The organism is Chryseobacterium carnipullorum (genome assembly GCF_003815695.1).
Taxonomy (GTDB): Bacteria; Bacteroidota; Bacteroidia; order Flavobacteriales; family Weeksellaceae; genus Chryseobacterium; species Chryseobacterium carnipullorum.
The window spans coordinates 1,600,241-1,613,576 of record NZ_CP033920.1; the positions used below are offsets into that span (position 1 = coordinate 1,600,241).

The 13,336-nt window shown below is 39.4% G+C and carries 14 protein-coding genes; 13 read left to right on the plus strand and 1 reads right to left on the minus strand.

The window, feature by feature from the left end; genetic code table 11:
* Positions 1-281 precede the first annotated feature (281 nt).
* The 13 genes from EG346_RS07390 (at position 282) to EG346_RS07445 (ending at position 12,620) form a co-directional block, all read left to right on the plus strand.
* On the plus strand, positions 282-2,015 hold the full coding sequence (locus tag EG346_RS07390; RefSeq protein WP_123877751.1) for a thiamine pyrophosphate-dependent enzyme: 1,734 nt from the start codon (positions 282-284) through the stop codon (positions 2,013-2,015).
* The gene (locus EG346_RS07395) at positions 2,015-3,259 is read left to right on the plus strand and encodes an MFS transporter (RefSeq protein ID WP_123877753.1); all 1,245 of its coding nucleotides are present in this window, start codon (positions 2,015-2,017) and stop codon (positions 3,257-3,259) included. Before EG346_RS07390 ends, EG346_RS07395 begins: the two co-directional genes overlap by 1 nt.
* Positions 3,260-3,377: 118 nt before the next feature.
* Positions 3,378-3,863, plus strand: coding sequence for an energy transducer TonB (locus EG346_RS07400; protein WP_123877755.1), 486 nt, complete (start codon positions 3,378-3,380; stop codon positions 3,861-3,863).
* Positions 3,864-3,872: 9 nt separating this feature from the next.
* Positions 3,873-4,283, plus strand: coding sequence for an energy transducer TonB (locus EG346_RS07405; RefSeq protein ID WP_073328826.1), 411 nt, complete (start codon positions 3,873-3,875; stop codon positions 4,281-4,283).
* On the plus strand, positions 4,270-5,010 hold the full coding sequence (locus EG346_RS07410) for a hypothetical protein (RefSeq protein ID WP_123877757.1): 741 nt from the start codon (positions 4,270-4,272) through the stop codon (positions 5,008-5,010). The genes EG346_RS07405 and EG346_RS07410 overlap by 14 nt, the downstream gene beginning before the upstream one ends.
* A gap of 111 nt (positions 5,011-5,121) precedes the next feature.
* Positions 5,122-6,558, plus strand: coding sequence for a tRNA (N6-isopentenyl adenosine(37)-C2)-methylthiotransferase MiaB (gene miaB / locus EG346_RS07415; protein ID WP_073329123.1), 1,437 nt, complete (start codon positions 5,122-5,124; stop codon positions 6,556-6,558).
* Positions 6,559-6,564: 6 nt separating this feature from the next.
* A complete protein-coding gene (locus EG346_RS07420; RefSeq protein ID WP_123877759.1) occupies positions 6,565-6,852 on the plus strand; it encodes a hypothetical protein in 288 nt (95 codons plus the stop codon).
* 50 nt (positions 6,853-6,902) lie between these two features.
* Positions 6,903-7,079: a hypothetical protein gene (locus EG346_RS24775; protein WP_164466348.1), complete on the plus strand. Its 177-nt coding sequence runs from the start codon at positions 6,903-6,905 to the stop codon at positions 7,077-7,079.
* The gene (locus EG346_RS07425) at positions 7,051-7,848 is read left to right on the plus strand and encodes a tetratricopeptide repeat protein (RefSeq protein ID WP_073328834.1); all 798 of its coding nucleotides are present in this window, start codon (positions 7,051-7,053) and stop codon (positions 7,846-7,848) included. The genes EG346_RS24775 and EG346_RS07425 overlap by 29 nt, the downstream gene beginning before the upstream one ends.
* A gap of 33 nt (positions 7,849-7,881) precedes the next feature.
* The gene (locus EG346_RS07430) at positions 7,882-9,168 is read left to right on the plus strand and encodes a sigma-54 interaction domain-containing protein (RefSeq protein WP_073328836.1); all 1,287 of its coding nucleotides are present in this window, start codon (positions 7,882-7,884) and stop codon (positions 9,166-9,168) included.
* Between the two features lie 8 nt (positions 9,169-9,176).
* Entirely contained in the window at positions 9,177-9,878 is a 702-nt protein-coding gene (locus tag EG346_RS07435; RefSeq protein WP_073328838.1) for a DUF4013 domain-containing protein, read from the plus strand.
* On the plus strand, positions 9,875-10,396 hold the full coding sequence (gene lptE / locus EG346_RS07440; RefSeq protein ID WP_083563887.1) for an LPS assembly lipoprotein LptE: 522 nt from the start codon (positions 9,875-9,877) through the stop codon (positions 10,394-10,396). Before EG346_RS07435 ends, lptE begins: the two co-directional genes overlap by 4 nt.
* 1 nt (position 10,397) lies before the next feature.
* Positions 10,398-12,620, plus strand: coding sequence for a DUF8458 domain-containing protein (locus EG346_RS07445; protein ID WP_123877761.1), 2,223 nt, complete (start codon positions 10,398-10,400; stop codon positions 12,618-12,620).
* A 56-nt stretch (positions 12,621-12,676) separates the two neighbouring features.
* Here EG346_RS07445 and EG346_RS07450 read toward each other — a convergent pair whose 3' ends face one another.
* On the minus strand, positions 12,677-13,285 hold the full coding sequence (locus EG346_RS07450; RefSeq protein ID WP_073328845.1) for a DUF4126 domain-containing protein: 609 nt from the start codon (positions 13,283-13,285) through the stop codon (positions 12,677-12,679).
* Between the last annotated feature and the right edge of the window lie 51 nt (positions 13,286-13,336).

Genomic DNA, 13,336 nt, shown 5'->3' on the forward strand with positions numbered 1-13,336 from the left:
CGGAGTTTTTTGTTGAAAGAAATAGTAAATTTTAGTGATTAAGAATTAGGTTTTTAAGAATATAAAGTTGAGTTTCATTTAAAAAAAATTCATGGGTTTAAAACTTTTTTCTTCGATAATTACTATCAAAATATGTTGAAATTTTAATAGTCTGTTGGCATGAAAATTATAATTTATTAGCTAAATTTGAGAGAGTGAAGAATTTTTTATGCTAAAAACGACGCATCGATTCTCATCCTTTTCAGTATTCTATAACGAAAATAAACACCAAAAATAGTATTATGGCTAAAAACATAGCAGAGCAGATCGTTGAAATGCTCGAAGCTGCCCATGTAAAAAGAATCTATGCAGTAACAGGCGACAGCCTTAATCATCTCAATATCGCCGTGAAAAAAAGCAGCATCGAATGGATCCATGTCAGACATGAAGAAGTTGGTGCCTATGCCGCCGCCGCAGAAGCGGAACTGGATGGTTTTGCAGTATGTGCAGGAAGCTGCGGTCCCGGACACGTTCATTTGATCAACGGAGTTTATGAAGCACATAAATCTCACGTTCCGATGCTGGTTATTGCCTCTACCATTCCAAGTGACGAAATGGGAATGGATTATTTCCAGGAAACCAATACTATCAAACTATTTGATGATTGCAGCCACTACAATCAGATGATCACAAGGCCTGAACAGGTTCAGAGAACACTGCAAAGCGCCATTCAGCACGCGATTTCAAAAAGAGGGGTCGCTGTAATCGGGCTTCCGGGAGATGTTTCAGAGCTGGATGCCGAAGAAGGTTCTACTTCCACCCAAATATTCAGGACCAACCCCGTTATCAGACCTTCTGATGATGAATTAAAAAGTCTTGCAAATCTCATCAATGAAAGTAAAAAAGTAACGCTTTATTGCGGAATTGGAGCAGCAGAAGCGAATGCTGAGGTCATAGAATTATCAAAGTTTTTAAAAGCACCGGTTGGCTATTCTTTCCGTGGAAAAATGGCTATTCAGCCCAATAATCCAAATGAAGTAGGACTTACAGGTCTTCTGGGATTCCCATCAGCCTATCATGCAATGCACGAAGCTGATCTTGTGATCCTGCTGGGAACTGATTTCCCGTATCAAAAGTTTATGCCGGTAAAAAATAAAATTGTCCAGATTGATGAAAGTCCTGAAAGATTGGGAAGAAGGGCCAAACTGGAGCTTGGGCTGGCAGGAGATGTTAAAGAAACCATTAAAGCCTTACTGCCGTTGATTGAAGAAAAAACAGATATTCATTTCCTTAATGAACAGCTGGCGTTTTATGAAAAAGTAAAAGAAAACCAGCTTGAATATGTCAAAGACTTTGGAAAGGAAAATGCGATTCAACCGGAATATGTAGCACATACCCTCGATCGGCTGGCTAAAAAAGATGCAATCTTCACTGTAGATACCGGGATGTGTTGTGTTTGGGGTGCCCGATTTATTACAGGGACTGGCGAAAGAAAAATGCTGGGATCTTTCAATCACGGATCAATGGCCAATGCAATGCCGATGGCTATTGGTGCTGCTCTCGCTCATCCGGGAAAAGAAGTGATTGCCATGTGCGGAGATGGAGGACTTTCGATGCTTCTCGGAGATATGGCCACCATCTTCCAGTATAAACTTCCGGTAAAATTGATCGTTTTCAATAACAGAACCCTGGGAATGGTAAAGCTTGAAATGGAGGTAGGCGGAATGCCGGACAATGAAACCGATATGATCAATCCTGACTTTGCAATGGTAGCTCAGGCTATGGGGTATCCGGGAAAAAATGTTCACAAACCCGAAGACGTAGAAAGCGCGATAAAAGAATGTCTGGCCTATGACGGACCTTATCTTCTTAATATATTTACCAATCCAAATGCACTGGCTCTTCCTCCCAAAGTAGATTTCGATCAGGTTCTGGGAATGACTAAATCCATGGCTCAGCTGATGCTTGGTGGGAAAATGGAAGAAGTTCTGGACACGGTAAAAACCAATTATAAACATATAAAAGGACTGTTGTAATGAGTGTTTCCTTAAAAAGATGGTATGTCATTGCCTGGTTATTCGGGCTGGTATTCTATTTTCTGGATTATGTAGTCCGTTCAGCGCCGGCCGTCATGATCCCTGAGCTTGTCAATAATTTCAGTACAACAGAACTGAAGCTTGTCAGCCTTATCGGAACCTATTATTACACTTATTCCACTTGCAGTTTGATCGCCGGAATCGCTTTGGATAAATTCGGGGGAAAAAAATCACTTTTTGCCGGAGCTTTAATTCTGGGAGTCGGTTGTTTGTTGTTTCTTGCGTCTGCGTATTCCGGAGGTGTGGTTGGAAGATTATTGCAGGGTGCGGGTTGTGCTTTTGCATTTCCGGGCTGTGTGTATCTGGCAAGTAAAGGATTTTCCTCAAAATCTCTGGCTACGGCCGTAGGATTTACACAATGTATCGGGATGCTGGGAGGAACGGCAGGACAGTTTGTAGTGGGACCTTGGGTAGAGCAGGGTGTCAATATAGATACTTTCTGGCTTTGGTCGGGGATTATCACGGTGATTACAGCATTTTGTCTGTTCTTTGTAACGCCTGGAGAAAAACAGGCTGAAGCAAAGCCCGGTGAGAATGTTAAAAAAGTGGGTTACTTAGAACCCTATAAAATCGTTTTTAAAAACCCTCAATCATGGTTATGTGGCCTTATTTCCGGGCTTCTGTTTGCTCCTACCACCATATTTGCCATGACATGGGGAGTCGCTTTTTTTCAAAAAGACAAAGGATTTTTGTTTCATGATGCGGCCATCACAAGTGCAATGGTTGCTTTTGGATGGGTATTCGGGTGTCCTGTTTTAGGCTTTATTACAGATAAAATAGGGCGGCGAAAACCTGTTCTGGTTGGTGGTGCATTCTTAATGATTCTAAGCTTTCTGCAGCTGGTATACCTTCCGGAGCTTTATCCGGCCAAGATCAGTATGTTTATTTTCGGTCTGGGTTCCGGAGCTGCTATGATCCCTTATTCTATCATCAAAGAAGCGAATCCTGACTATGTCAAAGGAAGTGCAACCGGTGCTATCAATTTTATCACCTTCGGAGTGACCACATTGGTGAGCCCGTTGTTCAGCAGATGGTTCGGGAAAAGCTTGGATGCTTCTTCCGGAGAAATACATTTTCAACACTCCATCTTATTCTGGATAGCAGGAATTGTACTCGCTGTTTTGATTTCACTACTATTAAAAGAAACGGGAAGTAAAGCACAGGCTCAGGCTTTAACTGCGTAAAATAAATCTCAATAGTATCTTACAACTTCAGGTGAAAGCCTGAAGTTTTTCTTTTTGATACAAAATTTAAATAATTAACTTTGTTAAAGTAATTTTATTAACTAATGAATACGGTTCTATGAAAGTTTTTACATTGTTTATAGCACTCCTTATGGCGAATTTTGCATTGGCCCAGCAGGATGTTGAAGACAGAGACGACAATCCAATGACGGAGAATAATAAAAACCTCCTGAAAATAGACATCAAAGAACCTCTTCTGCAGATTGCGGTGAAGAATTGCAATGATTTCAAACCTGCAGCATTTGAAGGAGGCGTAGCTGTTTATAAGGATACGCTGCAGAAGTTTATGTATGATTATCTGAATTCAGATTTTTATGTTCTGAACGGCGATTTTACCTTTACCCTTACCGTAGATAAGACCGGAAAAGTAACCAATATAGAAGGAAGTCCGAAAGTTTCTAACAGCGCTTACTTTTTTGACGATATGAAATACGTAGTGAGACGCATCAAAAAGAACTGGATTCCTGCTTCATGCAACGGCCAGCCTGTTTCTTCCCAGATCAAACTTAAAATGAATTTCTCTTCTATAACCACAGATCTATAAATTGATCAGATGAAAAAATACCTTTTACTACTGCCTTTATTGTTCATTGGAATTAAAGGCTTCTCTCAACAAACTCAGGTTGAAGGAACATCATCATATACTCAAAAAGCAGAATTTCCTGGTGGAGACGAAGCTTTCAGAAAGCAATTCATGGAGATGCTTTACGCTTATGTAGATACCCAGAGTTATGCGATCAACGGCAAAGTAACTTTTGTGATCAATATATCGCCGGATGGGAAAATGAATCGTCTTGATATTCTTCCCAAGATCAGAAACAGCGAAATGTTTGTAGATGATGTAAAGTATGCAATGAAAAAGATCAAAGGAAAATGGAAACCAGCTATGAAAGACAATACTCCGGTAGATTCCAAAATGATTGTAAAGGTTAATTTCAGTACCCATGGATATGATGAAGATTAGAGTACTGCTCTTTTTCCTGCTGATATTTTCTTCTCAGGTCACCTATGCGCAAATGAATGTTCTAGAGTCTTATCCTCAAAACCAGTACTTTTATGAAGGTGGAGCGGTAGAGTTTTATAAACAGGCCCATGAATATCTGACCCATAATCAATTCAAAGAATGTGGTGAAAAAGAAATTTATCAACCCAGAATTATTATTACAAAAGAGGGAACTGTCAAGAAGATAAAGGATAATGACACCGTAAATATTGCAAAAAACAAATGTGCCTTTGATCTTTCAATGGAAGTCCTGAAAAACCTGAAGAATTGGAAAGTAGCTGATGTAAAAGGGGTTAAGATTGGTGCTATTACTGAATTCATCTTCTATCCTAAAGATCTGATGAGTAACTATAAAAAAGGTTATGATGCCCGTACTTTTGTAATCCACGCACAGTATCCCGGAGGAAACAAAAAGCTGAATGAAGATTTCCATGATAATTTTATGACAATTTTTGCAGATTATCAGATCAATGGAGCTCTTAGTTTAGAATTCTATGTCAATGATAAAGGCTATATGACCAATCCCAGAATCTATCCTGAAATAGACAACCAAAATTTTAATATGAACTTCTTGAGAACTTTTTCCAGGCTTAAAAAAGTTTGGAAACCCGCTCTTTATTCAAATATTCCGATCAAACAGAAAATTGTATATCCAATGGAATTTTCTGTAAAATTTATAGAAAGATAGCCCTGCCATTCTGTCACAATATTTTGTATCTTTGCAGACTAATCTGTTCAGGGGTGAAAAATTCATGAATTGAACTTTGGATCTTGAATCCTGAACATCAAATTGATTACAGTGCAGGAAAAATATATAGACGAAACAAAACAGGGAGAAGCTTTTGCCATCGCTGAAAGGCCCGAGAATTCTAAAAAACTTTTTTTAGAAAGCTATGGTTGTCAGATGAACTTCTCTGATTCTGAAATTGTTGCATCTATTCTTAATGAGCAAGGGTACAACACCACGCTGAAAGTAGAAGAAGCAGACCTTATCCTTTTAAATACCTGTTCGATCCGTGAAAAAGCGGAGCAGACCGTAAGAATGCGTCTTGCTCAGTTCAAAAATCTGAAGAAACAAAAACCGAATATGACGGTTGGTGTTTTGGGATGCATGGCTGAACGGTTAAAAACCAAATTTCTGGAGGAAGAACAATTGGTAGATCTTGTGGTAGGTCCCGATGCTTACAGAGATCTTCCCAACCTTTTGAAGGAAACCGAAGACGGAAGAGATGCCATCAATGTCATTCTTTCAAAAGAAGAAACTTACGCAGATATCAACCCGGTCCGTTTAGGCGGAAATGGTGTTACAGCCTTTGTAACCATTACGAGAGGCTGCGATAATATGTGTACATTTTGCGTGGTTCCTTTTACAAGAGGACGCGAAAGAAGCCGTGATCCGCATTCCATCATTCAGGAATGTAAAAACCTTTTAGATAACGGATACAAAGAAATTACACTTTTAGGTCAGAATGTAGACTCTTACCTGTGGTATGGAGGCGGTCCTAAAAAAGACTTTGTCAAAGCTTCTGAAATGCAGAAAGCAACAGCCGTTGATTTTGCGCACCTGCTTGATCTGGTGGCTAAAGCCGTTCCGGAAATGAGAATCAGATTCTCTACTTCCAATCCTCAGGATATGAGTCTGGATGTGTTCAGAATGATTGCAAAACATGACAATATATGTAATTACGTTCACCTGCCTGTACAAAGCGGAAGCAACAATATGCTTTTGGCGATGAACAGACAGCATACGCGTGAAGAATATCTAGATTTGATTAAAAAAGCAAAGGAGATTGTTCCTGATATTGCTTTTTCTCAGGATATGATTATCGGTTTCTGTAATGAGACGGAAGAAGATCATCAGGATACATTAAGCCTGATGAAGGAAGTGGAATATGACTACGGCTATATGTTCGCTTATTCGGAAAGACCCGGAACACCGGCACATAAGAAAATGGAGGATAATATTCCTTTTGAGGTAAAACAGAAACGCCTGAATGAGGTCATCGAACTTCAGCGCGAACTGTCGAGAAAAAGGATGGAGACTTATGTCGGAAGAACGCACCAGATTCTGATCGAAGGAACTTCCAGAAAGAATAAAAATCAATGGAAGGGAAGAAACTCACAGAATGCAGTTTGTGTATTTGATGTTCTGGAAGGTCAGAAAATTGGTGACATTGTGAACGTATTTGTCTATGACAATACACAGGGCACGCTTTTAGGGAGAACTGCAGAATAACATAAGATGGTGATCAAAGCGGTTTATCTTTTTGCTTTATTTTCCTTTATCCTGATGTCATGTCAGACAGAAAAAAACATCAGTCAATATCCTGCAATAGTAGGAGACATAGAATTTGATGAAAAGCTGGATGATCCTGCCTTTAAAAAATGTACTCCTGAGAAACTCATAAGTCTTCAGTATTATCAGGGATCAAAAGAGTTTGACTATAAAGGAGAGAAAATAGCTATTCTAGAAAAACTCGAAAAGAAAAAATATCTTCCGAAAGTAAAACGAACGGTTATATTACCGTAAGATTTTTAGTAAATTGTGAAGGAAAAACAGGATGGTTCAGAGTTCAGCAGATGGATGCAGATCTTAAGGAAACAATTCTAAATAAAGAGCTGGGAGAAAGGTTGCTTCGGTTTACAAAATCGCTGGACGGCTGGATTCCCAAAGAGATAAAGGGTTTTAAAATAGGCTATTATCAGTATTTAACCTATAAAATTGAGAATGGAAAAGTTTCAGAGGTATTACCTTAGCTTTTTGCTGCTTATCGTTTATACCAATACTATTGCACAGGTTAACTGTAATGCAGTAGAGGGGGAGAACTGCAAAAAAGCTTGTGAATTATACAACTGGGCTTCAGACAGACAAGGCAGCCGGGAATCTCAGGAAGCCTTCGATAAAGCCATCGGATTTTGCCCGGATTTCTCCAACACCTATATGGAAAAAGCAGTTCCATATCTTAAGAACGGAGACTTTGTAACCTGGAAGATTCTTATTGACAAGGCTGTTGCAGCAGATCCTAAAATGCATTTAGGCTACAGAGGATGGTGCAAATTTCAGTTTTTGCGCGATTACCGAGGAGCCATTCAGGATTTAGAAGCATTAAAAAAATATTACCCCGATGATCTAGGGAGATCCTTAAACGGAGATTATCATTTAGATATAGTAAAGGCTATGTCTTACAGTGCGTTGGGGCAGAAAGAAAAAGCTGCGGCGATTATTGAAAAGCTTCTGGCGTCAAAAGGCTATTTCAAAGGATTGTATGACCACTACCAGCTGGGAGTAACGTACTTTGAACTTGGCAGGTACGACAAAGCTTTAGAAAATTTTGAAAAACAGAGCAAGGAAAACAACTTTGCAGAAAATATATATTTTAAAAGTAAAGTTTCTAAAATCAGAAACAAAGATTATTTAGATTTAAAGAAGTTAGCATTAATGACTTATGATGAAGGAAAGACCATGAAGGATGTCTACACTCATCACTTTAACAAAGTCTACAGGAAACAGATCGAAGAACTGTAGATTATTATTAAATCAATAATCAAAAATTTACTTATGAGTAACGAGTTACAAAACATAAAAAACCGCTTTGGCATCATTGGAAACTTTCCTGTCCTGAACAGGGCTTTGGAAAAGGCAATCCAGGTAGCGCCCACAGATATTTCCGTTCTGGTTATCGGAGAAAGTGGTGTTGGGAAAGAATTTATCCCGAAAATCATTCATTCAGAATCAAAAAGAAAACATCAGCCCTATATCGTGGTCAATTGTGGAGCTATTCCGGAAGGAACCATAGACTCTGAATTATTCGGACACGAGAAAGGAGCATTTACAGGAGCTACCGCTACCAGAAAAGGATACTTTGAAGTAGCAGACGGCGGAACCATCTTTCTGGATGAGGTTGGAGAGCTTCCTTTACAGACGCAGGTCCGTCTTTTGAGAGTCCTGGAAAGCGGTGAATTTATGAAAGTAGGTTCCTCGCAGGTGCAGAAAACCAATGTAAGAATTGTAGCCGCAACCAACGTCAATATGATGAAGGCTATTCACGACGGAAGATTCCGTGAAGATTTATTTTACCGTTTAAATACCGTTCAGATTGATATGCCTCCTTTAAGAGAAAGAAAAGGAGATATTCATTTGTTATTCAGAAAGTTTTCAATAGACTTTGCAGAGAAATACAGAATGCCGGAATTGCAGTTGGAACCGGGTGCTGTTCATTATATTGAAAATTATTCCTTTCCCGGAAATATCCGTCAGTTAAGAAACCTGGTGGAACAGATGACGGTAGTGGAAAGAAACCGGGAAATAACAGTGGAGAAACTCGCTGAATACATTCCTATGGAAACCCATCTTCCGATGGTGGTTAACAATCAGAGTACTCAGAAACAGAGTGATTTCGGAAGTGAGAGAGAAATCATGTACAAAATTCTCTTTGATATGAGAAGTGATATTAATGACTTAAAATCACTAACTTCAGAACTGATCAAAAACAGAGGAACAGCCGATCTGAGCAATCAGGAAAAAAATCTCATCAACAGAATCTATTCTGCAGAACAGACTCAGCCTGTGTCCCAGAATTCACTGCTGTATTTCGAGGATAAATCTCCTGTAGTGCAGTCTGCGCCAACCATTATTTCAAACAATGATGACAGCTACGAAGATATTGAAGATATAGAAGTAGAAGAAAACCGACCGGAATCTCTATCGCTTCAGAATAACGAAAAAGACTTGATCATTAAAGCTTTAGAGAAGCATAAGGGACGCAGAAACAGAGCTGCGGACGAGCTTGGAATTTCACAAAGAACTTTATACAGAAAAATAAAACAATATAACTTAGAAGACTGATAACACAAATGAAAAACTTAGAAGTACTGAATATAAAAGAATATGATTTCAATATAGGGAAATATCTGTCCCAGGGAACAGACCTGTTCAAAAAAGATATTGGAGGCTTTATTGTCGCTACATTGCTGCTTTTTGTAATGAGCTTTATTCCTTTTTGTGGTATTCTTGGATTGGGAAACTTCTATAAAATCTGCAAAAAAGTAGATGAAGGTCAGCAGGTTTCAGCAGGAGATATTTTCGACTTTACGGATTTCGTAGTGTATCTGAAATTGTTTCTGCTTATTTTCGCAGTGTGTATCGTGGTTATGATTCCTATACAGCTTACGTTACTTCCGTTTCTGGCTGTGGCCGGAGTAGATGGGGAAAATGTATCAGATACTGGTGCCGCTTTATTTGCTGGCGGAATGGGACTGTGGCTGATGTTGACCATAATTGTGTTCATGGCTCTTTCTATATCAATGTATTTTGTACAGCCTTTGATCTCGCTTTACAGAATAACAAGTGTAAGAGAAGCTTATGGACTTTCATGGAAAATTGCCAGAAAAAACTTTTTTAAGATCTTTTTATTCTCGATTGTAGTAGGTTTCATTTCCCAGCTTGGAATGATCGTGTGCGGAGTAGGAATTCTGGTGACGATACCTCTCGGAATCTGTATGAAATATGCTGCGTATAAAGACGTGCTGGAGTCGCTAAATCAAAAAATGGTATGAGTAAATTAAAAATAATAGTTGGGTTTGTAATGCTTTCACTGTTTCATCAGTGTTACTCTTTTACCGGATCTTCATTGACGGATGAAAAGACCGTTCAGATCAATGAATTTCCAAATAATGCAGCGCTTGTTAATCCAACTCTTTCCCAACAGTTTTCTACAGATATCCAAAACAGATTTTTGCAGAGAACCACATTAAAAGGAACAAAATCAAATCCTGATATTTTGATAGAAGGTGAAATCTCCGACTACGGCTATTCACCAACTACGATCAGCTCCAATACAACAACCAACCCTTCGGGTGGAGTAGTACAGCAGGCACAGAGCAAGCTGACTATTTCTGTAAAAGTACACTATGAAAACAAAGTGCATCCGGATTCCAGTTTTGACAGAACCTATACGGATGAAGCTGTTTTTAACAGTAACCTGACCCAAAGTGAGATCGAAGCTTCTCAGGTGAAGCTTGTGACAGACAGAATTATTAACAAGATATTTAACGATATTGTAGCCAATTGGTAAGATGAATCCCAGAGTTTTAGAATTATTAAAGAACCCCAAAAATATTCAGTCAGAAGATCTCGGTCTTTTGAAAGAAGAAATTCATGCATTTCCTTATGTTCAGAACATCAGGGCACTTCATTTGTTTGGGGTACACCTTTATGATAAAGAAAACTATCAGAAAGAACTTTCGACAACGGCAGCGTATACTACTGACAAGAAACTTCTTTATCAGCTGATTAACGGGAAAATACAGCGGGAACCAAAGCGTGAGGTTTTAGAAGACAAAAAAACTTCTAAAACAGCAGAAAAAGAGGTGAAATATTCCTATAAAGACAAAGCTTTCCCGATAAAAAGAGAGGAGCCTTCCGAAAAAATACAGCAGAAACAGGAGAAATATGAAGCGGTGGCCAGCATGATGCCACCTGTTCAGGAAGTGAAACACATCCATACCAACGGGGAAAGAAACCGTATTCTCTTTGAAGGTGAAGAAAACTTCCTTGAGGAAACCAGCTCTGAAATCATAGATCTTGAATCTACACTCGAATCAGGGGTTATCGTAACTCAAAAAACGGAAAATGCTGCAAAAGATCTGCAGGAAGAAGTTGTACAAACAGCAGAAACACAAAAAAGTGAGGAGGAGAAAGAGTCAGAAGTAGGAGCAGACTTTACTCCTGAACTTATTGTTGATGAAAATAATATTGATAGCCAGCCAGAAGAGCAGAAAATCGATAAAGATGAAGATGTAAGCTTCCATGAAGTAGAAACAGAAAATAATGATAAGAACGATAGTGAAACTGGAGCAGAATTCACTCCGGAATTGATTGTTGAAGAAAATAATATAGCCAGCCAGCCAGAAGAACAGGAAATTGATAAAGGGGAAGACGTAAGCTTTCATGAAGTTGAAACCATCATTCCGGAACCGGAAGCTAATGAAAATGAGGAACAACAGGAAAAAGTTGAAGAACCTTTAGTTACCGAAAGAGATCAGGACCCTGTCATCGTTGCTGTAAAGGAAGATGCAGCTGAGCTGGATGCTGAAATAAGTTTCCATGGAATGGATCAGTTTCTTCCCGATGTTAAGATTCAGGCAAACAGTGAGGATGAGGCGGTAGCTCCTGAAGTTTCTAAACCGACTGTTAATAAACATGAGGAAGAAATGCGACGTCTGATTGAAGAGGTGGAGAAGAAAATGAAAGAGGCTCAATCCGCTCCAAAAGCTGAGATTGAGGATCCTGAAACAAGCGACCACGAGATCAGTTTTGCAGAAACACAAAACTTCCATTTCTGGTCCACTGAAAAAGAAGAACCTAAAGCTGAAGAATCTGTACCTGAACCCATAGAAAATAAGGTAGTTCAGCCGGAACCAAAGGAAAAACCTGTAGAAATAACGGAAAGAGTTGAAGAACCTGAGAAGGAAACCTCACAAGAAGTTTCTGCATGGAAACCGATGAGTCTGGATGCTAATCTGCCCGACTCGATGATCAGTAAAGACACTGCAGCAAACTCACCTAAGACTGAAGCTCCAAAACAGCAGGAAATTTCAGATGCAAAAGAAACGCATAAAGAAATAGCTGGGCATTCTGCCGGAGAGCCGCAAAAAGAGATTGAAACAACCTCAGATCATAATATTCTGCCAGCTGTAGAGGAGGAGACCGAACTGCCGGTAGAAGAAGCTGAAGAAGTTAGAAGCTCTGAAGAAATTACAGAAACGAAAACGCAGAAAGGAGAAGAAGCACCAGTCATGAATGTTTCCTTCTTCGGGACAGATATTTCAAGTTTGTCTGTACAAAAAGCGGAAAAAGAAAAAACTATAAAAGAACCTGTTCAGGAAGCTAAAGTTCAAAACACAGCAAAAGCTGCGGATGATAGTAATGTTCCCGGATTTATCAATACATGGCAAAGTTGGTTGAAAATAGACCGACCTGCAGAGGAAGAAGTCATTGCTGAGAAAAAAGTAAAAGAAGCACCCATTCCGCCGGTTCAGGAGAAGGTAATTGAAGCTTTTATCGAAAACAATCCTAAAATCAGTCAGTTAAGAGACGAAAGCACCTACGTTGTCAGAGAAAAGAATGATGATATTTCACACCTGATGACAGAAACACTGGCCAATCTGTACTTTGAACAGAAGTTATATACTAAAGCTATTAAGGCGTTTGAGATTCTGATCAAAAAGACTCCTGAAAAAAAGGAACACTTCCAATCTAAAATTAAAGAAATTAAAGATTTCAGAAGCAAAAACTAAAGAGCAAATAAAAGATAAATTAAAGGCTGAATACAGAAGTGTTCAGCCTTTAATTTTTATATATTTTCAGGGGTGTTTTTCCTGCCGCGTACTTTTCGCCACGCTTTCCGGCCAAAAACAACAACAAGAATAATCAGAATTACGGCAAATACAGCCGCAATAACAGGGGCTGCCATGGCCAATATAGTCATGATGCCGGCTCCTGCTGTTTCAGTCGTTCCCACCACAGAATTACCCAAACCTCCTGTGGTGGCAGTAGAAGCTGCCCGGATCCCGGCAAAGCCGGAACTGATGGTTGCTGCAGTTCCTCCTCCTGCAATTAAAGCAAGCGCCCACTGCGGAAAAGTACCCAGATCCGCAAACTGGCTCGCAAATAAAACAGAACCCGCCACGGTAGCCAGAGGCACAGAGATGGTATCCAGCAAATGATCTACGAAAGGAATATAATAGGTTAAAATTTCAGCAATAGTGGCAATACCCGTTGTAATAAGTGCCGGAAGCCCGGATATCCATTCAAAATGCTCATTCATCGGGATCCAGTGAAAGTACGAAGCAAGACTCACTGCAAACATAGGCAGAAAAACTCTGAAGCCTGTAGCTGCAGCCAAACCGATGCCGATGAAGGCGCTCAGTACGTAAGAAAAATAGGGAACATGGTCTAACATTTTAATTTTCAGATTTATTGTTTCCCCTAAAAATACAAAAACTATGCAAGA